Annotated in this window: 20 protein-coding genes and 4 pseudogenes; 14 read left to right on the top strand and 10 right to left on the bottom strand. The window is 56.9% G+C overall.

Annotated elements, in window-relative coordinates:
- Both GSQ94_RS21570 and GSQ94_RS19155 read right to left on the bottom strand, forming a co-directional pair.
- Positions 1-833 (bottom strand): annotated as a pseudogene (locus GSQ94_RS21570) (IS3 family transposase); the annotation flags it as partial.
- Positions 834-1004: 171 nt separating this feature from the next.
- Positions 1005-1364 (bottom strand): annotated as a pseudogene (locus GSQ94_RS19155) (integrase core domain-containing protein); the annotation flags it as partial.
- Positions 1365-1633: 269 nt separating this feature from the next.
- On the opposite strand from GSQ94_RS19155, the gene GSQ94_RS19150 reads away from it, so the two are divergent.
- From GSQ94_RS19150 to GSQ94_RS19140, 3 genes are all read left to right on the top strand, one after another.
- On the top strand, positions 1634-2554 hold the full coding sequence (locus tag GSQ94_RS19150; RefSeq protein WP_158945459.1) for a thioesterase domain-containing protein: 921 nt from the start codon (positions 1634-1636) through the stop codon (positions 2552-2554).
- Positions 2493-2924 carry a hypothetical protein gene (locus GSQ94_RS19145; protein WP_158945458.1) on the top strand — a complete coding sequence of 144 codons (432 nt, stop codon included), beginning with the start codon at positions 2493-2495 and terminating at the stop codon, positions 2922-2924. The genes GSQ94_RS19150 and GSQ94_RS19145 overlap by 62 nt, the downstream gene beginning before the upstream one ends.
- 227 nt (positions 2925-3151) lie before the next feature.
- Entirely contained in the window at positions 3152-4717 is a 1566-nt protein-coding gene (locus GSQ94_RS19140) for a bifunctional 2-polyprenyl-6-hydroxyphenol methylase/3-demethylubiquinol 3-O-methyltransferase UbiG (RefSeq protein ID WP_158945457.1), read from the top strand.
- Positions 4718-4985: 268 nt separating this feature from the next.
- On the opposite strand, the gene GSQ94_RS21965 is transcribed toward GSQ94_RS19140, so the two are convergent.
- A complete protein-coding gene (locus tag GSQ94_RS21965; RefSeq protein WP_158945456.1) occupies positions 4986-5177 on the bottom strand; it encodes an MbtH family protein in 192 nt (63 codons plus the stop codon).
- Between the two features lie 67 nt (positions 5178-5244).
- Here GSQ94_RS21965 and GSQ94_RS19130 point away from each other — a divergent pair.
- Positions 5245-5977 (top strand): annotated as a pseudogene (locus GSQ94_RS19130) (IS3 family transposase); the annotation flags it as partial.
- Positions 5978-6111: 134 nt separating this feature from the next.
- On the opposite strand, the pseudogene GSQ94_RS21960 reads toward GSQ94_RS19130, so the two are convergent.
- Positions 6112-6378, bottom strand: a pseudogene (locus GSQ94_RS21960) (ABC transporter permease); the annotation flags it as partial.
- Positions 6379-6447: 69 nt separating this feature from the next.
- The gene (locus GSQ94_RS19120; RefSeq protein ID WP_158945455.1) at positions 6448-7182 is read right to left on the bottom strand and encodes an FtsX-like permease family protein; all 735 of its coding nucleotides are present in this window, start codon (positions 7180-7182) and stop codon (positions 6448-6450) included.
- A 196-nt stretch (positions 7183-7378) separates the two neighbouring features.
- Here GSQ94_RS19120 and GSQ94_RS19115 point away from each other — a divergent pair, with 196 nt between their 5' ends.
- Together GSQ94_RS19115 and GSQ94_RS19110 are read left to right on the top strand one after the other, a co-directional pair.
- Positions 7379-8371 (top strand): hypothetical protein, encoded by a 993-nt coding sequence (locus tag GSQ94_RS19115; RefSeq protein WP_158945454.1) that lies wholly within the window; start codon positions 7379-7381, stop codon positions 8369-8371.
- A gap of 38 nt (positions 8372-8409) precedes the next feature.
- The gene (locus GSQ94_RS19110) at positions 8410-8862 is read left to right on the top strand and encodes a DUF1569 domain-containing protein (RefSeq protein ID WP_158945453.1); all 453 of its coding nucleotides are present in this window, start codon (positions 8410-8412) and stop codon (positions 8860-8862) included.
- Positions 8863-9089: 227 nt separating this feature from the next.
- On the opposite strand, the gene GSQ94_RS19105 is transcribed toward GSQ94_RS19110, so the two are convergent.
- The 5 genes from GSQ94_RS19105 to GSQ94_RS19080 all read right to left on the bottom strand — a co-directional run bounded on the left by GSQ94_RS19105 (position 9090) and on the right by GSQ94_RS19080 (position 17388).
- Positions 9090-10718, bottom strand: coding sequence for a GDSL-type esterase/lipase family protein (locus tag GSQ94_RS19105; RefSeq protein WP_158945452.1), 1629 nt, complete (start codon positions 10716-10718; stop codon positions 9090-9092).
- A 319-nt stretch (positions 10719-11037) separates the two neighbouring features.
- Complete coding sequence (gltX, locus tag GSQ94_RS21560; RefSeq protein WP_254063996.1) at positions 11038-12675, bottom strand: glutamate--tRNA ligase; 1638 nt, start codon at positions 12673-12675, stop codon at positions 11038-11040.
- A gap of 148 nt (positions 12676-12823) precedes the next feature.
- On the bottom strand, positions 12824-13612 hold the full coding sequence (locus GSQ94_RS19090) for a DUF1080 domain-containing protein (RefSeq protein WP_158945451.1): 789 nt from the start codon (positions 13610-13612) through the stop codon (positions 12824-12826).
- An 83-nt stretch (positions 13613-13695) separates the two neighbouring features.
- Positions 13696-16149, bottom strand: coding sequence for an ABC transporter permease (locus tag GSQ94_RS19085; protein ID WP_158945450.1), 2454 nt, complete (start codon positions 16147-16149; stop codon positions 13696-13698).
- 174 nt (positions 16150-16323) lie between these two features.
- Positions 16324-17388, bottom strand: coding sequence for a 3-deoxy-7-phosphoheptulonate synthase (locus GSQ94_RS19080; protein ID WP_158945449.1), 1065 nt, complete (start codon positions 17386-17388; stop codon positions 16324-16326).
- Between the two features lie 183 nt (positions 17389-17571).
- On the opposite strand from GSQ94_RS19080, the gene tdh reads away from it, so the two are divergent.
- From tdh to GSQ94_RS19040, 8 genes are all read left to right on the top strand, one after another.
- Positions 17572-18606: an L-threonine 3-dehydrogenase gene (tdh, locus tag GSQ94_RS19075; RefSeq protein ID WP_158945448.1), complete on the top strand. Its 1035-nt coding sequence runs from the start codon at positions 17572-17574 to the stop codon at positions 18604-18606.
- A gap of 398 nt (positions 18607-19004) precedes the next feature.
- A complete protein-coding gene (locus tag GSQ94_RS19070; RefSeq protein ID WP_254063995.1) occupies positions 19005-19757 on the top strand; it encodes a class I SAM-dependent methyltransferase in 753 nt (250 codons plus the stop codon).
- 4 nt (positions 19758-19761) lie between these two features.
- A complete protein-coding gene (locus GSQ94_RS19065) occupies positions 19762-20544 on the top strand; it encodes a TIGR04282 family arsenosugar biosynthesis glycosyltransferase (protein ID WP_158945446.1) in 783 nt (260 codons plus the stop codon).
- A 17-nt stretch (positions 20545-20561) separates the two neighbouring features.
- Entirely contained in the window at positions 20562-22001 is a 1440-nt protein-coding gene (locus GSQ94_RS19060; protein ID WP_174240971.1) for a glycosyltransferase 87 family protein, read from the top strand.
- Complete coding sequence (locus GSQ94_RS19055) at positions 21998-23140, top strand: radical SAM protein (RefSeq protein ID WP_174240970.1); 1143 nt, start codon at positions 21998-22000, stop codon at positions 23138-23140. Before GSQ94_RS19060 ends, GSQ94_RS19055 begins: the two co-directional genes overlap by 4 nt.
- A 65-nt stretch (positions 23141-23205) precedes the next feature.
- Positions 23206-23682 (top strand): GyrI-like domain-containing protein, encoded by a 477-nt coding sequence (locus GSQ94_RS19050; protein WP_158945444.1) that lies wholly within the window; start codon positions 23206-23208, stop codon positions 23680-23682.
- Positions 23683-23734: 52 nt separating this feature from the next.
- Positions 23735-24454: a glycosyltransferase family 2 protein gene (locus GSQ94_RS19045; RefSeq protein WP_158945443.1), complete on the top strand. Its 720-nt coding sequence runs from the start codon at positions 23735-23737 to the stop codon at positions 24452-24454.
- Between the two features lie 45 nt (positions 24455-24499).
- The coding region (locus tag GSQ94_RS19040; protein WP_158945442.1) for an AIM24 family protein at positions 24500-25038 on the top strand (539 nt) is incomplete at its 3' end.

The following is a 25038-nucleotide window of genomic DNA, read 5'->3' as shown; positions in this document are numbered from 1 at the left end:
GACTGGTGAACTCCCTGCCGTTGTCACAGAACAGCACCTTCGGCACGCCACGGTCTAGCTTCAACTGGTTCCGTGTCCGCACAACATCGTCTCCTTTCAGGCTCTGTCCTACTTCGATCGCTACAGCTTCTCTCGTATGCACATCCACGATCGTCAAGGCGCGGACCGCGTTCCATCCTGCAGCTGATCCATCACGAAGTCCATACTCCAGGCTTCGTTCGGAGCCGTAGGCTTGATCCGATCCTCGCGAGTTCGAGATACCTTCCGCTTCCCGGCAGGCTTCATCCTCTTCAGCGTCAGTCCTTCTTCCTTGTACAGCCGGTACACCAGGTACTTGCCCACATCTCAGCCTTCGCGGTTCAACAGTACGCGGATCTTGCGGTATCCGTAACGCACTCTTGCCTGAGCAATCTCGCGGATTCTCATCCGCAGCTCAGTCCGTGGATCGAGACAGCTTCGGTAGCGGTAGGTCGCTCGAGGGACGCGTAGAACACGACATGCACGCCGTTCGCTTACCAGGTAGCTTCCAACCAACCGCTCCACCATCGGCCCACGCCGCGAAGGCTTCACCATTTTTTTGACAGCACATCCTGCAGCATCGTCTTGTCCCGCGTTAGCTCTGCAACAAGCTGCTTCAAACGCAGGTTCTCTTCTTGTAACTGGGCCATCTTACGAACTTCGTCCACCTCGAGGCCGGCGTACTTGGCCTTCCACCGGTAGAACGTCTGCTCGCTAATCCCCGCCTTGCGGATCACCTCCGCAACAGGAACGCCTACTTGCGCCTGTTTCAGCACACCAATCATCTGCTCTACTGTGAACCGTTTCTTCCTCATCCAAATCCTCCTCAACCATAAGGTCAGATTTGGTCGAAGACTAACATCTCAACTGGTACAGGAATAACGAGGCCGATCACGATCTCTGTGTTCAGATCGTTGCGGGATATGCCAGCAGGGAGAGCCGGGGGCGTAGCGACTGGCTCCCCATACTGCCAGGAGGTCAGTCAGCTATGTCTCCGGTGCTGGAGGTCTGTAGCGCAGCGACGAGTGTGGCCGGACGGTGTTGTAGTGGTTGCGCCAACGTTCAGCCAGCACGCGCAGCTCCTTCATTGAATAGAAGATTTCGCCGTTGAGGAACTCATCGCGCATCTTCGAGTTGAAGCTCTCGCAGTAGCCGTTCTCCCACGGTGAACCGGGTTCGATGTACATCGTTCTCGCTCCTGTTTTCTCCAGCCATTTGCGCAGGTCATGCGCTACGAACTCCGGCCCGTTATCCGAGCGAAGATGCTCTGGCACACCCTTGATCACCATCACGTCAGCCAGCGCTTCGATCACCTTCGCGCTCGACCAGCGCCGTTCTACCCGCACCACGAACGCTTACGCTTCACCTTTCTGTTCCCGCGCTCCTGATCCGAACCTTTCGGAACCGTATCATCGGTTTGGGTCTTCAAAAGGGCCTCCTATCGGCGGTCGCCCGACGGTCGAGATCGCCTCGAAGCTGCCAGTTCAGGTATGCTCGATATACGAATGAAGGCATTTCGCCAATTCGGTGTGCTGGTCCTGCTGCTGGTGTCATGCCTCGCTCCGGCGATGGCCTGCATGGTCTCCGATGTGCAGATGAACAGCGAAGAGCGTGCTTGCTGCCAGGCAATGAAGAACCAATGCGGCCAAATGGAGATGCCGGCATCGCACGGTTGCTGCCAGAAGGCTCCAGCAAGCGTGCACGATCGATCGTGATTGTGATGGAACAGCTCCCGCTGACGCGGAACGGAAAACTGGACCGCCGCGCACTACCGGCACCCGACCGCACAAACCCCACCTCGGACGAGACCTACGTTCGTCCGAGCAATAAAATGGAACAACTTCTGACGGCGGTTTGGGAAAAAGCTTTGAGAATAGAACGTATCGGAGTCGACGATAATTTCTTCGAACTTGGCGGGCATTCCCTCCTGGCCATGCAGGTTTTCTCACAAATAAATAAGCAGCTTTCTCTAAAGGTCGGCATTCAGATACTTTTTGAATCACCGACAATTGCGAAACTCGCGAATACTCTTCAGGCTCAACTGCTCGATGTTGAACAACCTGCACACGTTGATCTTCAAACTGCTGGCACAGAGAATGCGCCAAGTCTGATCGCCCTCCAATCACTCGGTGAACATACTCCTGTGTTCTTAATACATCCGGCAGCTGGGACTGTCGGATGCTATAGCGCACTCGCTGAAGAAATCAGAGATAAGCGCCCTATCTATGCAATTCAATCCGACCGGATCGGCAATGGTCGTCCCTCGGACGTCGAGTTGCCCGAACTCGCGAACAGATATCTTGAAATGATCAAAGCTGTGCAGAAATCGGGCCCCTATCTCTTAGGAGGTTGGTCTTCCGGGGGCGCGGTATCTTATGAAATGGCGCGACAACTTGAACTTCAGCATGAACAGGTGGATCGTCTGATTCTGCTTGACTGCTATCAGGACTACGATCCCCAGGAAGCAGCGGCCCATGGAAGACGATGTTCGTGCTCTCTTCACAATTTTCGGAGCACAGTTCTCCCTTTCGCTTGATCATTTACAAGAAGTGGGATTTGAAGAATCTATGAAACATGCCTTGGATCAAGCCCATCGCAGACAAGATGTTCCGGTCGATTTCGATCTGGATCATGCGAAGCGATTTCTAGCCGTGTATAAGCCCAATATCCAAATGCGCTTGAGATATAAGCTACATGGTTATAAGGGTCCTATGTTCTTTGTCCAGGCATCCAGTCAGCAAATACCCCACGGGTGGGACAAATTAAATGACAAAGTGGAGGTTCTCATTGTTCCCGGCAACCACCGTTCGATACTCAACCGACCGGCCGTCCAACAGATTGCGGAACGGCTGAATCAGATCCTCGAGGACATAAATGGCAGATATAAATTTCATAATCCTGATTGAGTCGCTCTTTTCACAACTGTCACGCCAGGCCTGATCCATAGGCTCAGACTTCCTCAAGTAGATACAAACAGGCAAAAGATCATTGCTTCACCAAACAGGCATAGTCCCGATTACATTTCAAACTACTCTGCCCTTCAGACGCACTTGAAAGTGTGGTGTCGCACTCAGGAGCGAGAAGAGGCCAGAACTCATGATCGTTGATATCAACGTAAAGTTGCGAGGGTGACTTGAGTCAAAATCTAAGACCTGCCGATATTGTTGCACGAGCGGAATCAACTCTGCGCAATATTCAGGAAGTGCGCGATGCTGTGGTAATGGCGCCTGATAATCACGATACTGATCGTTATCAGGTTTATGTTGTCCTGGACCAGGAGTCTCTCTCCGGCACGAAAGATTTAAACGATGCTTATCTATATACCGATGAGTGGAAAGGGCTATTCGAGGAGATATATTCTGCCGACAGCACGAAGCTATCCGTATCCAGGTTCAGCGGCTGGAATGATAGTTATACGGGAGCTCCTTTTTCTGCTGCTGAGATGGAGGAGTGGGTTGGCACTACAGTTTCCAGATTAGCTGGCCTGGACCTTGGCAACGTACTTGAGATTGGTTGTGGAACCGGGCTGCTGCTTTTTCCTCTCGCTCCACGCTGTCTTTCTTATACGGCTTGGGATATTTCAGAGACAGCGATCAACCTAATCAGTACGCGTCTCTCAGGCCATGGGATCAACAATGTCAATCTAAAGACAGAAGCAGCACACAAACTCTCCGAATTAGAGGCATGTAGCTTTGACACCATAATTTTAAACTCCGTTGTGCAGTATTTCCCGAGCCCAATCTACTTATGGAACGTTCTTAGTGAATGTATGCGGGTCATCACTGAACACGGTCGTATCTTTGTTGGAGATATTCGAGATTTGCGGTTACTCTCCTCGTTTCACGCTTCGCGACATTGCACGCTGGCTCCTGCGGAAACTGCAGCTAAAGATATCTGTCGCAGCGTTCGAAGAAGTATGGCCGCAGAACGAGAGCTTGTTCTGGATCCACGCTTCTTTCGTCATGCTCTCTGGAATGGCAGAGCTCCAGGACATGTTGAATTACAGCTTCGCCGGGGTTCTACCAGAAATGAGCTCACCCGGTATCGGTACGATGCCCTAATCTTTCCTCCTTCTATTAAGAAGGGAATCGCGAATCCAAGGCGTGAGCTTGCGTGGGGAAAGCCGCCTGTTATTTCATTGGATTTCGTCGTTGCACTTCTCGGCGAAGAGCAACCGGAGGAATTGGTCATATGGCATGTACCAAATCTCCGGCTCAGGAGCGATTATGCTCTGATTTCAACTCTCAAAGGTGTAAACGAAGAAATGGAACTGAAGTCTATCCTGTCAGACGCTGAGCATGAAATGCTAGATATGGGATGGATCGACCCCGAACTGTTTTGGGATCTGGAAAATCATTTACCGTCATATTGTGTCAAGATCGAACCCTCGGATGACAATTTCGCATTCCACTATAACGTCATTATCCGAAAACGCTCGATCGGCAATAAATATGATTCTATAGTCGGCCAGAATAATCTTTGCGGCGCGTCACAGGAATGCTGCAAGGACTGGTCCAATAGCCCCTACACGTCTCGCTACGTGCAAATGTTGACTCTTCAGCTTCGAAGAGAGCTTAGAAACTTTGGCCTTGCCACCATAGCGCTCGATGTCATCTCGTTAGCCACGATCCCGCGACTGGAGAACGGGATTGTTGATATCGGAAGATTGCGCGAGACCAGAAGTTGCAGATTCTTTTGAATCGCTTGATACCTGGTCTCGACATCTGATGGCAACGCGTAACATGTTTTGAGCTACATCCCGCACTGCCGTTGTTTCTAACGCCGCCTACAGACAGGCCGGAGAAGGACATTAATCGGTGGACAAAGTGAATATGCTGCCTCGACCGAACAGTTTACGAGAGGCTAGGCGAAATGTCCGACAACTCAGCAAGACCGACCTGTGGACAAAATGCGATGTGATCGAAAAAAATCTCCTCGCAATCGGAACCTGACTCAGATTATTCAAATTACTGGCTGCTCGACTCAGCCATTTGCTTTTGAAGACTCAGCGGCCTCACATCTTTCCATACTTCGTCAATGTAACTTAGGCATTCCTCTTTAGGGCCAGACTTCCCGGCATCGTTCCAGCCGGGTACATTTTCACGTTTTGAAGGCCAAATCGAATATTGTCCTTCATCATTCACTACGACTTTGTACATCACGCCTGGTCTGCCCGGCTTGCTTTGTACCAGTGATTAGGAGACACACTGGAAGAAGGAGAGCGAGATGGCACGAGGGAAGCGGGACCAACCCGAGCAGGTGGTGAACCTGCTGCGACAGATCGAAGTGGCGGTAGCGAACGGCAAAAACGACGGCGCAGGCGTGTAAGGAAGCGGAGATCGTGGAGCAGACGTATTTTCGTTGGCGCAAGGAGTATGGCGGGTTGCAGATCTGACCAGGCGAAGCGGCTGAAGGAGTTGGAGCAGGAGAACGGGAAGCTGAAGCGTCTGGTGGCGAACCTGAGCCTGGATAACCTGGTGCTGAAGGACATCTCCGCGGGAAACTTCTAAGCCCTGATCGACGGCGCAGTGCGGTGAGCCATGCCTGTGAGCATGGCGTAAGTGAGCGACATGCGTGCTATCTGTTGGGGCAGCCCAGGGGCACGCAGCGCTACCAGCCGACACAGCGCGAAGACGAAGATCGTCTGACTCAGGCCATCGTTGCTCTTGCCAGCCAGTATGGGTCTTACGGGTATCGCCGGATTACGGCGTTGCTAGTGCGCGCCCGCTGGAAGGTGGGTAAGGACCGGGTCGAACGCATCTGGCGTCGTGAAGGGCTGAAGGTACCGAAGAGGCAGAAGCCAAGAGGACGGTTGTGGCTCAACGATGGATCGTGTGTGCGGCTCAGACCGACGTATGCGGGCGACATGTGAAGCTGCGACTTCGTGAGCGCGCGAACGCATGACGGCCGTAGTGTGCGCATCCTCAACCTGATCGACGAGTCGACGCGCGAGTGCCTGCTGACCTTTGCTAACGGCAGATCGGGGTACAAGGAGTGAACATCTCGTTCGATACGGGGAAAAATAGATCTGGGCTCCGCTTTCGTACGCAGTGCAACCTGCATGATGAGCATCGAGGGCCTTGGATTTTGCATATACGGTACGTACATCTCCGGCCCTGTTTGTTCTCGCAGCGACAAATGCTTGATGTCTGCGACAATTCCTACGACGGTCGTCGGCGGGAACTTAGGACTGCCCAGACCAATTTGCTTGCCGATGGGATTCTCTCCGGGCCAATAAGTTCGAGCCATGGCTCTGTTGATGACTGTTACGGGAACCGAATCCGCTCCATCCGAATTGAGGAACGTTCTTCCCTGAAGCAAAGGAGTGCCAATCGACTCGAAATATCCTGGAGAGGCGATCGTGTAGGAAGCGATCGGCAGTTCCGTGGGCTTGGCGGGCGGGCGATCCAGAATTCGAATTACTGTGCTTTATCCGGCGCCGTTCAGAGGTGTCGTTTCTCCAAGGCCTTCAGGGACTACACCAGGAGAACCCTGGAGCTTTGTCAAGATGTTCCGATAGGTGGAGACGACACTCGCGTTGTCGGCATATTGGGGGCCTGGCAAAGATATCTCAAAGGTGAGAACAGATTCCGGACGAAATCCTCCATTAGCCTTCAGCAGGTTTGTGAAAGTGCGGAAGGACAGTCCCGCAGAGATGGAGAGCACGAGAGCAAGTGCTATCTCTGAGATCACGAGAGCGTTGCGGAACGTCGAGCTACCGCCGCCCGACGCGGTCCGTTGATTACCTTTGTTAATTGACTCGATCATGCTGCTGCGGGTGGCGTTGATTGCCGGAAATAGGCCGACGAGGATACCGCACAGGACAGTGACCCCGACCCCGAACAGGATCACAGTGAAATCCACCGTCGCATCCTGAAGACGAGGAATATTAGAAGGTCCAAAGACCTTGACGTAATGCATTCCAGCGAGGGCCGCCATGGCTCCCAAACCGCCACCGACAAAAGAGAGGAGGATGCTCTCAGACAAAAGCTGGCGAATGAGCCGCTCCTTTGGACCCCCCAACGCCAGACGGGTGCTGAATTCGGTGCTCCGCGCGCTCCCGAGAGAAAGCAGCAGGCTTGCGATATTGGAACAGACGATAAGAAGGACAACACCGACTGCGGCAAGAATCAGCTGGAGTGGCCTGCGTGTGTCTCCGTCCACCTGCTCTTTCAGGACACCACGTGAGAGTCAAACCAGCCTTTCATTTGTGGCGATCGGCGCTCTTCATCGCGTGCGAATGCGTTCATCTGTGCCTGCGCCTCTTTTGGCGTAGCGCTTTTTTTAGCCGCGTAATGACTGCGAGTTAGTCGGGCTCACTTGGAGCACTTGTAATAGGAACAACCAGCGGGACCCACAATTGTGCTTCGCGAGGAAACTCAAAGCTGCCGGGCATCTCATTGGCGCGAGGAAAGCTGAACCCAGGTGGCATGACGCCAATAACGGTATAGACCTCCCCGCCGAGATCGAGTCCATTGTGGGGAATGTTCCGCATCGGGTTGCGGTGGTTACGTTCGATTCTCAGCCTGCGCTGCTGCAGGGTTTTACTCCGGAGATTGATGTGGCGGCAGATGCGATTGAGAGCCTGCGGCCTGATTGCACGCGGCAGCATCATCTCGAGCATTGCGCGTCGCCGCTGGCAATTCACGATGAGGCATTGGGGGATAACGGCGCGGCGATTCTCGATAGCCTGGAGTTTTCGGTCGATCTGCTGCGGAGGCAGCCTCTGGGATATCGCCGGGCTATTTTGCTGATCAGCGAGACGCTGGACCGGGGGAGCCATGCGACGCTGGAAGAGGCGTTGCGTGCGGTGAGCGATACAAATACTGCGATATACAGTGTTGGGTATTCGACGGGGAAGTCGGAGGCGGCGCACTATGCGGCGAGGGAGCTGCCCACTCAGCCGGGAAAGCCGCACGGCAACCTGCTCTCGTTGGAGAATCATCATCCGAATCCTCCTAACGGCTGCATGGGGAAGGACCCGAACCCAGATCAGGATGCCACGCAGAACAAGGCGGTGCAGTTATACGACTGCATGACGCAGCTTGCTCCTCCGCTGGCGCTGGCGAAGATGGCGGCGATTGTTGCGAGTGATGCGTTGAAACGGAATGTGCCTGAGACGGTGGCTCACCTGACTGGTGGCGAGTACTTCAATCTGACGAACCCGAAAGAGCTTGAACGGGACTTTGCGACGATCTCGAATCACATTCCGAACCGGTACGTGCTAAGCTTTCAGCCGCAGTCGCCGCATCCGGGATTGCATGCGATCAGCCTGCGGCTGCCGGAGTATTCAGGGGTAGCTGTGACTGCGAGGAGCAGCTATTGGGCTGATACGGCGACGCCAGGGAAGTAGGTGGTCCAGTGGTACGTGTTTTAGAGGAGGCGTTTCCAATGAAGAATCTCTTTGAAGCGGCGACAGTGGATGAAGTGAAGGGGCGGATGGCGCGGCTGGTGCCGGATAGCGTGGGGCAGTGGGGCAAGATGAGTGCGGCGCAGGCGATGGAGCACTGCGCGCGGGGTTTGGAGCTGGCGTTAGGGGATCGGAGGCCGCCCCGGACGCTGATTGGGCGGATTCTCGGGCCGATGGTGAAGAAGAAGGCGTTTGTGGAAAGTGAGCCGATGCGAAAGAATTCGCCTACGGTTCCGGGCCTTGTCGTGATGGAGAAGTGCGAGCTTGAGCAGGAGCGGAAGCGTCTGTGTGGGCTGATCGACCGCTTAGCTGCGGGTGGGCCGCAGGGATGTACTTCGCATCCGCATAGTTTTTTTGGGAGGCTGACGCCGGAGGAGTGGTCGGCATGGATGTACAAACATTTGGACCATCATCTGGGGCAGTTTGGAGTTTAGCGGTGAGGCTATTGCTATGTTGTGGGATCGGACTGCTCTGTATGTTCCTGCGGTGATCTCACTTGTTGCGTGGCTAGCTTCTTTTGAGTTTCGAGAGCTGCGGATACGGCGATGCCGGGAAGTCGCTGCGGAGATGGGTTGATTTTTGAGGGAACCCAATGCTGAGGATTGTGACCTGCATGGCTCTTTCGATGGGAGGAGAGCCATGCAGGCTTAGGTGCCTTCGGTTAGTGGCCGTTGGTGTAGGTGTTCCAGACGGGATGGCCGGTGGTGGTGTACATGACGAGGTTGCCGTCGTTCTGGAGGGAGAGGGTCGATCCGGGATTGTTGTCCGAGTTGGTGGCCCATAGGGGATTTCCGTTGCTGTCGGTGATGATGAAGTTTCCGGTGGGTTCTAAGACGGCCTGTGCGCTTGGCTTTCCGTTGGTTGCGGAGGTCCAGAGGACAGTGGTTCCGAAGTAGAGAGCCAGGTTTCCGTCGGTCTGAAGGGTGAGGTTGAAGCGGTTGTCGCAGGACTTCAGAGATGCGCCGGGCGTGAGGACCTGGCCAGCCTTGATGGTGCCGCAGCCGGTAGGAGCGACGACAGGAGCGAGCGGCGTAGAGGACATGAAGAGAGAGAGATCGACGGCGGCGGCCATGGCCTGGTAGCCGGCGTCGTTAGGGTGAAGGCCGTCGCCGCTGTCGTAGGCCGGGAGGTAGAAGGTTGGATTGTTGGGATCGTGGACTGCGGTGTCCATATCGATGACGCCGTCGCAACCGCTGTTAGCGCTGCGAATCCAGGTGTTGATGGCTTCGCGGATGGTCTCTTTCGCGGGCGTCCAGTTGATGGGAGTGCCGTTGTTGTTTTCTCCGGCGAAGGGCGTGAGGGTGGAGCAGAAGAGCTTGATCTGTTGTGCGTGGGCCTGAGTGATGAGGGTCTGATAGGCGGTGGTGAGTTGGCTGGTCGTGGGTGTGGGGTTGTCGTTGAGATCGTTAATGGGGAAGTCCGAGAGGATCGTCCAGCGTGTGCCGGGTTGAGAGACGACGTCGCGGTTGAAGCGGTGAAGACCACTGTCTCCATAGATAGGCTCGCTGTCTTCGAGGATTCCTGCACCGGCGATACCCTGGTTGAGAATGCCGATGTTAAGACCTGCGGTAGCGAAGCGCTGGGCGAGATAGTTGGGCCAACGATGATTTGAGTTGTTTGAGGAGTGGTAGCCATCGGTGATGGAGGCGCCGAATGGGACGAGGGTGCCTGTGGCAGCGGTGTTCTGAACGTCGAGGCCGGTGAGGAAGAAGAAGCGGCTATCGACGCCGGAGCCGGGCAGGGTAGCGGCGGCACTTTGATCGCCGGCGGTGTAGGTGATGGATTCTGTGGTCTCCGTAAAGACGTGGGTGTCGACTGTGGTGAGAGGCGTGGTGCCGGGGAGGTAGAAGCTGATGGCGACGTCGCTGACTGGAGCGACGGTGAAGGCGATGGGGTCGCTGAAGACCTCCTGACCGCTGGGGATGGTGATGGAGGTGGCTCCGCCGAAGGTTACGGCCTTATCCGTCTGCACGTTGACGGTACGGTAACCGGTGTTGACGGCGATGTGGACGTCGGAGAAGGTGAGCGGAGCGGTGCCGTAGATGTTGGAGAGGTGGATGCGTGCGGAGGTTCCGCCCAAGGTGGTGTGAATGACCTGGCGGAAGGTCTGTTGATCGAAGCCGAGGGTGACGTTGCTGCTGTTGAAGATGAACTCGGCCGGAGCAGCGCTCCATGTGCCTACCCAGGGGAGACCGCTGCCCTGAGCGTGAGCGGTGGAGACCAGACCAGTGGAGGCGAGCAGGATGAGGCTTCCGGTGGCTATAAGATTTTTGATGATTCTGACGTTCATTTGAAACCTTTCTTTCGAGGTTGCATGGCACGTGGGGAGGCCAGAGAGGATGGCTTGCGAGTGCCTCCTACTTCCTGCAGGGCGGAAGGGATGGACTCTCAGGGTAGCGAGATAACCTTCATCAGATTAAGTCGTTGGAGTTTGGTGGGCCGGGAGATCTCCGAATTCATGTTGTAGGAGATCTACGGTGAGTTGTGAGTTGCCCCTTGCGCAGGTGATGGCACAGTGTATTTTCTACAGGTGAATGCCTGTAGTTTTGGGTGGTTGCGGGCGATATTTTGGGGTTGAAGAGGATACGACTGTAGTTCCTAGAGCCGACCTACTTCTTTATGTTGGCGAGTTTCTTCTGGGCTTCGAGGAAGCGGCGGACGCGGTCGAGGGTGCGGGATTTGCCGAAGACGACCATGCTCTCGAGCAGCGGCGGGGACATGGTGCTGCCGGTGAGGATGGCGCGGAGGAGCATGAAGTTTTCTTTGACGGACCACTGCTTTTCTTCGCCTAGCTTTTTGAGGGCGGGCTCGAGGGCTTCGTGGGTCCAGGTTGACGAATCGAAGGCTTCGAGGACGGTTAGCTGATCGGCGGCGAAGGCCAGGGTTTCCTCCGGGGTGCGTTTTTTGGGGACGAAGACTTCGGCTGGTGGCATGATGTCGTCGGCGAAGAGGAAGTGGGTGAGGTTGCCGAACTCGCCGAGGGTTTCGATGCGGGTCTGGACGAGTGGGGCGATTTGCTGGAGGTAGGCGTCGCTTAGGATGGTTTCGCGTAGGGCTGTGTAGAACTTTTCTGGTGTGAGGGCGCGGATGTATTCGCCGTTGAGCCACTTGAGTTTGGTGAGATCGAAGACTGGGCCGCCGAGGCGGATGTTCTTGACGTCGAAGCGGGCGACCATGTCGGGGAGGGTGAAGATGTCGGTCTCGCTGGATTTAGTTTGGGGTTTGACCTGTGCGCCTGACGCGGGCTTGGCTGCGTCGGCTGGTGCGGACGCCGGATTGAGAGGGGCGGGAGCGGTCGGGCTTGCGCCCGATGCCCACATCTCAGAATCGAGATGTGGGGCACCCGGATTTTTGCCGGATTGCGCATCGGTTACAGCGGGCATGCCGCCGCCCATGAGGCCGAGGAAGTTGATCATGGCTTCGGGGAGGAAGCCGGCCTGGCGGTAGTAGATGAGGGAGACGGGATTTTTGCGCTTGGAGATTTTGGATTTGTCGAGATTGCGGAGGAGTGGCATGTGCCAGAAGCGGGGAATGGCCCAGCCGAAGGCTTGATAGAGCAGGACGTGCTTGGGGGTGGAGGAGATCCACTCTTCGGCGCGGATGACGTCGGTGATGTGCATGAGGTGGTCGTCGACGACGTTGGCGAGGTGGTAGGTAGGGAAGCCGTCGGACTTCATGAGGACCTGGTCGTCGACGTTGGAGTGCTCGAAGGTGATGTCGCCGCGGAGTTCGTCGCGGAAGGTGGTACTGCCAGCGGGGACCTTCATGCGGATGACGTAGGGTCGGCCTTCAGCGAGGTAGGCGTCTATTTGTGCCTGTGAGAGGTCGCGATGTCCGCCGTCGTAGCGTGGGGGGAGCTTGGCGGCGATCTGGCGCTGTCTCAGAGCCTCCAACTCTTCGGGATTTTCAAAAGCGCGATAGGCGGTGCCGTTGGCCAGGAGGAGCTCTACGTGCTCGCGGTAGATTTCGGTGCGCTCTGACTGGCGATAGGGTCCGTAGGGGCCGCCGAGATCGGGGCCTTCGTCCCAGGTGAGACCGAGCCAGCGGAGGGAGTTGAAGATCTCCTGCTCGGAGGTGGCGACGAAGCGGGCGCGGTCGGTGTCCTCGATGCGGAGGACGAATTTTCCGTTGCTCTGGCGGGCGTAGAGGTAGTTGATGAGGCCGATGTAGGCGGTGCCTACGTGGGGGTCGCCGGTGGGGGAGGGAGCGATGCGGACGCGGACAGGTGATTCGGAGTTAATCGTCATAAAGGCCAAGGGTTAATGCTAGCAGAGGGGACCGTCCCGCGCTGTGGCGCGGCGATCCTTGTGTTTGATCGGGATTGTGAGACGAGAGGGTACGAGTGCCGATTCGTCGGGATCTCTTCTGTGTGCTCGAGATCCCGACGGCTGATGGCTACTTTAGTTCTCTGACCCAGATGTTGCGGAAGCTGATGGGTTCGCTCTTGTCGCCGTGCGCCTGGAGCTTGATTGGCGCGGTGTCGTACGGTTTGTAGAAGGGCTGGCCGACGTAGAGGGTCTGTCCCTTTAGCTCGAAGTGATTCTGCACCAGCACACCGTTGAAGACGACGGTGACGTAGGCGGGAGTCTTCAGGGTGCCGTCTGAGTTGAAGGTAGGGGCGTTCCAGATGACGTTGTAGGTCTGCCATTCGCCGGGTTTGCGATTCGGGTTCGCGAGCGGGATGCCCTGCTTGTAGATGCTGCCAGCCTGGCCGTTGACGTAGGTCTTGTTGTTGTAGGAGTCGAGAATCTGAAGCTCGTATCCGTCATCTCCAGGACCGGTGGAGGCGAGGAAGACACCACTGTTGCCGCGGGCCTGATCGGTGCCGGTGATGTTCTCGGGGATTCTCCATTCGATGTGGAGCTGATAGTTTTTGAAAGTTTTCTTCGTTTCGATGTTTCCTGTACCGGGCGCTTTGCTCACGGTGAGTATGTCGTCAGCGACGGTCCATTTGGCTGGGGACTTATCTTTTGTCGAAACCCACTGGTCCAGGTTTTTGCCGTCGAAGAGGACGATTGCGTCGGAGGGCGGAGCAGCATCGGTGACGCCTGGTGTGACGATTGGCGGCACGGGCTCGTAGACTTCCGTGTCCTGATGCTTCGGCGCGGCGGGCTGTTGAGCGGAGAGGGAAGCTGTGAGGATTAAGACTGTGCAGGCCAGGAGGTTCGACGGGTGATTGCGCATGGTTTTCTAGAAAAAGGATATACCCAATTGTGCTGGGTACGAGGGCGCGCTCGCTTTGTTTTCTTTCGTGCGGTGGGCGCAGACTACTCGGTCTTCAGGGCCTTGATTGGGTCGACCGAGGCTGCGCGCCGGGCAGGCAGGAGGGCAGCGAGCAGAGCGGCAGTCAGCAGCAGAGCGAGTGATGCCGCGATCGCTGCAGGATCGAATGCCTTTGTCTCGTAGAGAAGGCTTTGGATCCAACGAGTGATTATCAGGGCGAGCGCCAGTCCTACGAGACTGCCGCCGACGACCGGAAGGGCTGCTTGACTCAGGACGAGCCGCATGAGTGCGGTTTTGCCGGAGCCGAGGGCGATGCGAATGCCAAACTCCTGCTCTCGTAGTGAGACCGAATACGCCAAGACGCCATAGACGCCGAGCAGCGCTAAGAGCAGCGCGGCGATGCCGAAGCCGGATAGTAACAGCGTCTGAAAGCGTTCCGTTGCCACCGAATCGTTTACCTGATCGTCGAGCGACTTCAATACCGGAATCGCGATCGTGGGATCGATCTTCCAGATTTCGCGGCGAATGGAGTCGGTAAGCAGAGAGGAGGACTGGGAGCTGCGAACGAGGAGATACACACGCCACAAGGGGTTTTGCCAGTACGGCAGATAGACCATGCTGGCAGTCTTCTTCAGGTCGTTGATGCGTGCGTCGGCCACGACGCCGACGACTGTGAAGATCTCGACGTCTCCCGTGGTGAAGGTCTTGCCGAGGGGGTCTTCGCCGGGCCATGCGATGCGCGCCATCTGTTGCGAGATGAGAGCGTTGGTTGGGTGGTCGCGATCCGATGCTTGAAGATTACGTCCTTCGACGAGTGGGATTCTGAGCGTGTCGAGATAGCTGGGGCTTACCCAGCGCATATTGGCGGAGGGTTCCTGGTTTGAGGGAACGGGATGATCGGGCCGTTGAATGCCGTCGATCCAGGTCTCGCCTGCCAGCGGCATCTCGCTGGTCATTGCGACGGATTGAACGCCTGGCATATTTTGCAGGCTTTCCAGGGCGCGGTCGATAAATGCTGCTCGTACTTTGTCCGAGTTGGTTCTGGTGTCTCCGTACTGCGGCGCATAGAGATCTACCTGCGCCAAGGTGACACGGCTGGAGTCGAAGTCGCGTTGCTGCGTCAACAGCCGTGAAAAGCTTTGCATGAGCAATCCAGTGACGATGAGCAGAACTACGGTGCAGGCAACCTCACCAGCGACAAGCAGATTGCGCGTACGCTGCCCCTTTCTTGAGTTGGCTGCGCGGTTGGAGTTGGCCTGCATCGCGGACTGCGGGTCAACCCGCATGGACCGGAGCGCCGGCAGCGCGCCGAAGATGAGGGCGGTCAGGATCGAGAGTCCAGCTGCGGCGAGCAGAATGGGCAAGCTTACGTGAGTTTCACTGAGCCGAGGCAGGCTGGAGGGAGCCGCTGCAATTAAGAACTGCACGCCCGTGAACGAAAGCAGAATGCCCAGCGCTCCTCCTATTGCGGCCAGAACGCCGCTCTCCATGAGAGTGGCGCCCACCAGACGCTTACGGCTTGCGCCCAGTGCAGCCCTTACAGCGATCTCGCGTTCGCGTGCGATGGCGCGGGCCAGTTGAAGGTTTGCGAGATTGACGCAGCCGATCAGAAGGACAGCGCCGACCGCGGCCAATAACAACCAGAGTGCCGTGCTCACCCGCCCGGCGACCTCCTGCTTGAGCGATTCCACGACGATCCATGGGTGTAAGGAAAGATGGGCGTTTTGTGCGAAGGCCTGTTGCAGTCCTCCCAGTTCACTCTCCACTTGCGCCGGTGAAACGCCTACCTTGAGACGGCCGATCACGAGAAAGTCATAGCCGCCTGAATCATTCATAAAGCTGGGATCGGGTACAAGCGGTTGAAAGACCTCGTAGGCGTTGACCTCACGCTGCGAGACGGCGGTGGCCATTTCGTTCATGTGGGGGAAGCTGAAGTCTCGCGGCAGAATGCCCACTACGGTTTCAGGGGTTCCGCCGATGGTGAGCATGCGGCCGATTACGCCGGTGTCCCCTGCGAAGTATCTCTGCCAGGCGCTCCAGGTGAGGATGACGACATTGTCATGGCCTTTAGCCGCTTCGGCGGGCAGGAAGCTCCGACCCAGCATAGGTGTTACGCCAAGGACTGAAAAGAATTCAGGCGATATATTGAGGCCGCTCACGATCTCCGGGTGATCCGTTCCCGAGGAGACGCTGAAGGTGTTGTTGCGAAAGATGGCCGCGTCCGCGAGGGTGTGCGAGTTGGCCTTCCAGTTGAGATAGTGTTTGTAGTTGTCGGGGGAGGGTGCGTAGTTTTGCTCGCGCGAGGTCTCCCGCAATACAACGAGGCGGCTCGAGTCCGGAAAGTCGAACGGCTTCAGCAGCACGGACTTGACCACGCTAAAGACCGATGTGATGGACGCGATTCCGAGCGCGAGAGTCAGAATGGCAGTGAACGCAAAGCCAGGTGACCGGCGAAGAGTGCGAAGGCTGTAGCGTAGATCCTGAAGCAGCGTATGCATGGGGCCTCTCTCCGAAGACAACGGCGCGTTCTCGAAGGATCATTGCACTTTTTCACCCAAACCTTTGGCGAGTCAATGGCCCTGATTTCAATCCGTTGCGGCACCTATGCAGAGAGATAGGCGTGGCGATTTGTCCGAAATCGAAAAGAGATGTTCGTATATGAACAGATGCCGCTAGGTTTGGGTACTGCGGGCGGAGCGGACTGCGGCGGCTAGATCGGCGAGGGCGAGTTTGGTTTCGGGCCAGTCGATGCAGGCGTCGGTGATGGATTGACCATAGACAAGGGGTTTGCCGGGAGCGAGTTTTTGGGCGCCTGCGACGAGGTTGCTCTCGAGCATGACGCCGATGATGCGCCTGTCTCCGGCGGCGATTTGAGCGGCTACGTTGCGGGCTACGCCTGATTGCTGGGTGTGGTCCTTGTGGCTGTTGGCGTGGCTGCAGTCGATCATGACCTGGGGGCGGATGCCGGCTTTTTCCATCTGCTTGCAGGTGTCTTCGACGCAGGCCGCGTCGTAGTTGGTGGTCTGGCGGCCGCCACGCAGGATGATGTGGCAGTCGGAGTTGCCCTTGGTGACGAAGATGGCGGTCTGACCGTGCTTGGTGTGGCCGAGGAAGTTGTGCGGCTGGTTAGCGGAGAGGATGGCTTCGATGGCGATCTGGACGTTGCCGGAGGTGCCATTCTTGAAGCCGACGGGGCAGGAGAGGCCGGAGACGAGCTCGCGGTGGACCTGGCTTTCGGTGGTGCGGGCTCCGATGGCTCCCCAACTGACGAGGGAGGAGACGTACTGCGGGGAGATCATGTCGAGGAACTCGGTGCCGGCGGGGACGCCCATCTCGGCGAGGTCGAGGAGGAGATGGCGGGCCTGGCGGAGGCCGTCGTTGATCTTGAAGGACTCGTCGAGGTAGGGATCGTTGATGAGGCCCTTCCAGCCGAGGGTGGTGCGGGGCTTCTCGAAGTAGACGCGCATGATGATGCAGAGATCGCGTGAGTGCTCGGCGATGGCGGTCTTGAGGAGCTCGGCGTACTCGCGGGCGGCGTCGGTGTCGTGGATGGAGCAGGGGCCGACGACGACGAGGAGACGATGGTCTTCGCCATGGAGGATTTTGATGATCTCGGTGCGAGCCTTGAAGACGGTGGCAGAGGCAGCTTCGGTGACGGGCAACTCTTCTTCAAGGGCGACGGGGGGAAGGACAACTTTGGTCCAGGTGATGCGAAGGTCATCGGTGGGAAAGAGCATGGGTCTCGTTTAGATCAGATCAGATAAAGCGTTGTTCCGCTATGGGGCTTACAAGGATTTTACGTCTCTTCATCTTAGCGTGGGGCTCGCGGGTTGGGGCAGAGCGGTTTGACGCGGATTAGAATGGTAGCTACGGACCTCTGGCGAAGAGGCTGACTGTGATCGATAGGAAAGGTTCTCCAAGTGAAGGCATTAGTAAAAAGCCGCGAAGAGCGCGGACTTTGGCTCGAAGACGTTCCGGAACCGGAGATGGGCATCAACGATGTCAAGATCCGGGTTCTGGCTACCGGCATCTGCGGTACCGATCTGCACATCTACGAGTGGGACGCGTGGGCACGATCGACGATCAAGCAAGGGTTGACGATCGGCCACGAGTTTGTGGGCGAGGTGGTGGCGGTAGGGTCGAACGTGCAAGATATTCCGATTGGGCAGCTGGTGAGCGGCGAGGGACACGTGGTGTGCGGGCGATGCCGGAACTGCCTGGCGGGTCGACGCCATCTGTGCGCGTACACGCTGGGGGTCGGGGTGAATCGAAACGGCGCGTTTGCGGAGTACATCGTATTGCCGATGTCGAATATCTGGATTCATAGCGCCGGGGTACCGCATGAGATTGCGGCGATCTTCGATCCGCTGGGCAACGCGGTACATACGGCGCTGGCGTTTCCGGTGCTGGGCGAAGACGTGCTGGTGACGGGGGCGGGGCCGATTGGGATTATGGCCGCTGCGGTGGCTCGCCATGCGGGTGCGCGGCATGTGGTGATCTCGGACCCGAACGAGTACCGCAGGACGCTGGCGGAGAAGGTTGGGGTGACGCTTGCGGTCGATCCGCGCGCTACTCCGCTGAAGGAGACTCAGCAGAAGCTGCATATGCAGGAGGGATTCGATGTGGGGCTTGAGATGTCGGGGAATCCGAGCGCCTTTCGCGAGATGCTGGCGAATATGAGCCATGGCGCGAAGATTGCAATGCTGGGAATTCCGTCGGAGGATATCTCGATCAACTGGAACCAGGTGGTGTTCAATCAGCTGACGATTCGGGGTATCTATGGCCGGGAGATGTACGAGACCTGGTACAAGATGACGGTGATGCTGGAGAGCGGGTTGGATATCTCCGGGGTGATCACGCACCGGCTGAACTGGCGCGACTATGAAGAAGGCTTCGCGGCGATGCGATCGGGGAACTCGGGCAAGGTGATCCTCGACTGGAGCGATGTGGCTTAGGGGATGGGAGCCTGCTTCCACCACAGTGCTGCTTCTTGATGAGGCGGACTGTGGGGGAGCGGCTTTACAGCTACTGCACGCGGCAGATCGATTTGGGTGCTGTTGGGTGGGCGTCTTTTGAGGATCAACAAAGTGGAGCTTAATTTTCGATCTTATGAGGTGACTTTGCCGGACCACGATTGAGAAGGTTGCCACACTCCAGAGCCTGAGCGTGGAATCCACTCCTTTTGCGTAGCCGTAACCTTAAGCAGCGATAGGAATCAAACCACGCAGAAGCAGAATGTTGAAGATTCCAGATCCGTAAACGTCTATGATCTGATTGATCGCAGGCAGAACGGTTGATCGAAGCGCACGTTCAAACCTTGACAGGGCCAAGAATGGAAACAAGCGATTGCGAAATGCCCGGCCGAACCCTTGCGCATCCTCCTGCGCACCCGCCGGATAGCCTCTTTGAGAGCTGTGCTTGGTTTTACGCACTTTGTCGCGAGTACCTGTTTCGCGATCACACCCCGGAGATCAGCCGGGCACTTTTTCCTTTGGATGGTCCGGCGCCGGGGACGCGCGTTTTAGAGCTGGGCTGCGGACCTGGATTTTATGCCTGCCGACTCTCGCAGGAGTATCCGCAGATTCATACGACCGGCGTTGATCTTTCGCGCCGCCTGTTGGAGAGAGCCAAATCCCGGGCCGCGAGCCGGAGCCTTCAGAACTGCACCTTCGCCCACGGCGACGTCCATTCTCTTGCAGATGCTTCCGATTCGATCGATGCCATTGTTGTTTCGCGGCTTTTTCTGATCGTGGCGGACAGGGAGGCCGTACTGAGCGAGATCTTTCGAGTGCTGCGGCCTGGAGGACGATGTTTTATCGCTGAGCCTACGTCGGGATTTAGGACACGGATTCCTCTGAGTTGCATGTGGCTGCTCTCGCTGATGAGCAGCAGCCCAGCCGGAAAGTACCGCGAGCCGCGACAAGCCGATGTGATGACGGCGCCGGATTTTGCTTCCTTGATTCGCTCACAGGAGTGGGGCGAGGTGGAGCTGCAGTACGACGGCTGGTATCAGTACGCGGTCTGCGCGAAGGACTCTGGCAAAGACCCTGTCGTCCTGGCTGACTCTGATCGAATAGAGCGGTCCATCAGCTGGAGCACGGTGTAAGTTTATGTCTGCTTCTTCGGTGTCTTATCCGATTCTCGACCCTGCGATGCCGCTTGCGGCGCGAGCGGGACAGTGCGCGCTGGCGGTGATGGCGAAGGCACCTCGGCCAGGACGGGTGAAGACCAGACTTGCGCCTCCTCTATCGCTTGAGCAGGCTGCGGAGATCAATATCTGCTTCCTGCGGGATACTACGGAGGGACTCTCTACTGTTGCCGCAGCGGGAAGAGCTACCGGCATCGTCTCGTACACACCGGTCGGGGATGAGGCGCTGTTCGATCATCTGCTACCCGGTGATTTTTTGCTGATCCCGCAGCGGGGAGATGGGTTTGGGGAGCGTCTGCTTGCGACTGCGGAGGATCTTTTATCGTGCGGGTATGGGAGCGTCTGCCTGATCGACTCGGATTCACCCACGGTTCCGGCGGTGGCGTTCGAGCAGGCTGTTGCCGAGCTGCAAAAAGGTGGCGACCGCATTGTGCTGGGGCCTTCGCAGGATGGCGGCTACTATCTGATAGGGCTCAAGCGTGCGCATGCGGAGGTTTTTGCAGGGATTACGTGGAGTACCGCGTCGGTCTTCTCGGAGACGGTGGCTGCTGCGGAGGCGGCTGGGATTGAGGTTGTTGTTCTGCCGCTATGGTACGACGTGGACGATGGAGCGACGCTTGAACTGCTTGAGGCGGAGCTACTGCGCGATACACCTCCTCCGTTCGCGACGCTTGCCGGGTACGGTGCCGAACATACACGTGCCTATCTTCGAATGCTTCGTCAGCAAGGGGGCGAGGGGCGATGAGCGCGACTACAGATCGGATGACGAGATCAAATGATGGCGTTGCCGCAGGGGCTTTGCGCGAGCGACGCTGGTTCGACGCACGACCGTGGCAGACCAACGCTGCGTTGCTGTCGATCGGGGTGGGGCTGGTTCTGCTGACACGGCAGCTGATTAGTGAGTATGACCACTTTACGATAGGATTCTCGGGAGTTTCGGGATGGTCATGCATACTTTACCTTGGTGCGGCGCTGATCGTCATGAGTCAGCCGGTCGATAGATTTACGTTCCCGATCATTCTTCTGGTTGCGGTAGCTTGTCGCCTGGTGGCGCTGCCAGCGGTGCCGTTTCTTTCCAGTGACATCTATCGCTATGTCTGGGATGGAATCGTGCAGCATGCTCATATCAGCCCTTATCGTTATGTTCCGGGCGATGCGGTGCTCGCCTTTCTTCGCGAGCCCCATCAGAGCATCTTCGACAAGATCAATCGCCGCGACTATGCCCATACCATCTATCCACCGGCTGCGCAGGCATTGTTCTACCTGATTACCTGGATCTCGCAGACAGTCACGGGTATGAAGACCGCGATGGTGCTGTTCGAAGGTGTCACGATGTATGCGGTTGTGGCCTTTCTTCATTCTCTCGGTGTTCGACGCGAACAGAGCCTGCTTTATGCGTGGTGCCCTGTGCTGGTGTGGGAGATTGCTGGATCGGGTCATCTCGACTCGGCGGCGATGGCGTTTACTGCGCTAGCCCTTCTGGCACGGCTTCGGAGACGACCGGTGCTTACAGGAATTTTTCTGGGCATTGCGATTTTGTTGAAGCTCTATCCGCTGGTGCTGCTGCCTGCTTTGTATCGTCGCGGCGACTACAAGATGCCGGCTACGGTTGCAGGCGTTGTGGCGTTGGGGTACGCGGCCTATTCGAGCGTCGGTCTGCTGGTCTTCGGGTTTCTCGGGGGGTACGTGAAGGAAGAGGGGATGGCTACGGGTGCGCGCTATTTTCTACTGGAGCTTGCGCAAGTGATGCCCGGACTGCATAACTTCACCACGGCTGCTTACTTTGTCTTCTGCGCGATGGTGTTTGCGGGAATCATCTGGTGGTGCTGGCGTCGTGCGGGTATTGGCGGGGCTGACCGTATTAGGCCATTTTCTGCGAGCGGGGTTGCTTCCTTTCTTCCGCCTGCCTTTGCGTTAGCGGCAGCGTTGATGTTTCTGTTTTCGCCTCACTACGCCTGGTACATCGTGTGGCTGATTCCGTTTTTTACGCTGATGCCGAACCTGCCGATTCTTGCCTATGTTCTTGGGTTTTTCTACCTATACACGACAGCCCTGGCAGAGCCTGGCCCCAAGATGTTTTTAGCTAACAAAATTCTTTACGCCTCTGTTCTTGCAGCGTTCATAATCCAAATAGCCTTTGAACGTCTGCAGGTTTCTCGCTACTTGTTTGTTCAACCCGTAGTTTCGAGTGATCCTTTATGAGTACTCTGCTTCCAATTTTTCCTCCAGATGATTTGCTCCATGAGAAAGATAAGCTGAGCCCGGCTGCGCAGCAGGCTGAGGAAGAGAAGAACCGTATGCGTCGCTACTTCGAGAAGCCGGAGTCCGATGCGCATCTTGCTGCAATCGCCGCGCAGGAGCCGGTGTGTCTTTATCTCGAAACCACGAACCGTTGCAACCTATTGTGCACGACGTGTCCACGGACCTACGAAGAGCTGGAGCCTGAAGCTGATATGCCGTGGGAGCTGTTTACGGCGCTGATCGATCAGTATCCGAATATTGCGCGCGTGGTTCTGCATGGCATTGGGGAGCCGATGCTGGTGAAGGATATCGCTCAGCGCGTGAAGTATCTGAAGGACCGGAACGTCTATGTGCTGTTCAACACCAATGGCACGCTGCTCACAGAGGCAAACGGCCGCGCTCTGATTGAGGCAGGACTTGATGAGCTTCGCGTGTCGCTGGATGCTGCGGAGTCGGAGGTCTTTCAGATGGTTCGCGGAAAAGACTTCTTCGATAAGATCGTTGCGAATGTTAAGAACTTTACCCGGTTGCAGCGTGAGCTGAATGCTCCGAAGCCGCGCGTGTCGCTGTGGCTTACAGGGCTGCGTGAGACGGTTGATCAGCTGCCAAATTTTGTACGCCTCGCGCACTCTATTGGTGTCACTGAGGTTTATTTGCAGAGGCTTGTCTTCTTTGACGATCCGATGGATGAGCACTCGCTGGCGCGTGCGGAGTCTGCTTTGTTTGAGCACACTACGGAGCGAGAAGAGGGTTTGATTCGCGAAGCTGAAGCGGTTGCCCATGAACTGGGTGTGATGTTCTCTGCTTCGGGCGCGGTGGATCCGGGCGAGTCGATTAAGATGCAGCGATCGGACAGTCCGTGGTCGCTGTGCCGCAGGCCATGGTCGCTGATGTACATTACGGCGAATGGCCGCGTGCTTCCATGCTGCATCGCGCCTTTCAGTATGAAGGGCTATGGCAGCTTTACGCTGGGGGATGCGACGCAGAGCAGTCTGCGCGAGATCTGGAACGGTGCGGAGTATCAGCGGTTTCGCGAGGGTCTTTTGACTAGTGCGCCGCCGCCAGCGTGTGCAAACTGCGGTCTGCGCTGGAGCCTCTGACGCATGGTCTTGCGCCGTCCTTGCAATTCCTTATAATCGCACCTGCGAAACACAGAGAGGATGCGATGAATATCCAGCAACACTCCGGCTTCTACGTCGTAGGGGTGGCGGCGCGTACGAACAATGCGGCAGAGATGAACGGCAGTGGCAAGATTGGGCAGATATGGCAGACGCTTCTGCGAGATAGCCTGGTTGCGAAGATTCCAAATAAGCTCGGGGTTGATCTGATTGCCGTGTATACGGACTACGAAGGTGACCATAGAGGCCAGTACACGTATCTTTTGGGGCTTCCTGTTTCCTCCATTCAGGATGTGCCAGCGAATTTTATTGCGAAACATATTCCCAATGGCCGCTATGCCGTGGTGACGTCGAATCGAGGACCTCTCAAAGAGGTCGTTGCGGAGGCGTGGCAGCGGATCTGGGCGATGTCGCCAGAGGATTTGGGTGGAACAAGATCCTTTCGGTCTGATTACGAGATCTACGACCAGCGGGCTGCCGATCCAGAGAAGGCCCAGATCGAAGTGTACGTTGGGCTTCGATAACTCCCGCTCCTCTGAGACCACCGCTTCCGATTCTCGGGAGACTGCAATCGGGATGCGTTCCACTATCTCCGTTGTTATTCCTGCGTTAAATGAAGCTGAGTCGATCGGCCATGTTGTGTCTGAGATGCCGTGGTCTCTGATCGCCGAGTGTGTTGTGGTGGACAACGGAAGTACGGATGACACTGTGCTTATCGCGGAGGCTGCGGGCGCTCGAGTGGTTCGTTCGCCGCGTGGATACGGAGCTGCTTGCAAGGCGGGAAGTGATGCTGCCCTTTCGTCGAGCTCGATTCTTGTCTTTATGGATGGTGACGGCTCTGACTTAGTTGCTGATTTGCCGCGCCTGGTCGGGCCGATTGAGGCGGGGGACGCAGATTTTGTCATCGGGTCGCGGATTCGGGGTAAGCGTGAGGCTCGGTCTATGCTTGGCTCTCAGGTCTTTGCGGCTCATCTTGTGGGCACGCTTTTGCGGCTCTTTCAAGGCGTACGTTACACCGATATGGGCCCTTTTCGAGCGATTCGTAGAACGTCACTGGATGAGTTACAGATGTCGGAGTTGACCTATGGATGGAATCTTGAGATGCAGATTCGCGCAGCTCAGCATAAGCTGCGTATTCGAGAGATCGCTGTTGATTACCGCCGAAGGATTGGCGGGATATCGAAGGTTTCAGGTGACATGAGGGCCAGTATGAAGGCTGCGATCCGTATCCTCGGGGTGCTGTTTCGTACGGGGCTTTCGCGAAAGCCGGGCAGTGAGCGTGTCGGAAGAGAGTAGGATTTGCGGCCACCGTATACTTGTTGCGTTATATGAGGAGGAAGTATGCAGAATCGGATTCTCGGCACGACGATGCCTGTTCTGGAGTTTGCGCTTGGGCCGAATGACGCCATTATCTCCGAGGCTGGTGAGCTTTCCTGGATGAGCGCTTCGGTGCAAATGACGACGCATACGCAGCATGCTGGCGGCGGCGGCTTTTTCGGTGCGATTGCGCGGGTGGCGGGCGGCGGCTCGCTATTTATGACGGAGTATCGCGCGGTGGGTGGGCCGGGGGAGGTTGCCTTCGCGACGCGGGTACCGGGTCATATTGTGCCGGTCGAGGTTGGTCCGGGGCACGAGTATCTTGTGCATCGCCATGGCTTTCTTTGTGCAACGGCTGCCATCACGCTGGGTGTTGGCTTTCAGCAGTCGCTTGGGGCTGGAATCTTTGGCGGCGACGGTTTTCTTCTTCAGAAGATAAGCGGTCAGGGAATTGCGTGGCTTGAGTTATCTGGTGAGCTGGTCATCAAAGACCTGGCTCCGGGCGAGACGCTTCGTGTTCATCCAGGCCATGTCGGTGCGTTCCAGTCTACGGTTGCGTTCCA

Origin of the sequence: Granulicella sp. S190 (genome assembly GCF_009766095.1) — a bacterium.
In the GTDB taxonomy this organism is placed as follows: Bacteria; Acidobacteriota; Terriglobia; order Terriglobales; family Acidobacteriaceae; genus Edaphobacter.
This window is presented reverse-complemented; position numbering and strand designations above follow the sequence as displayed.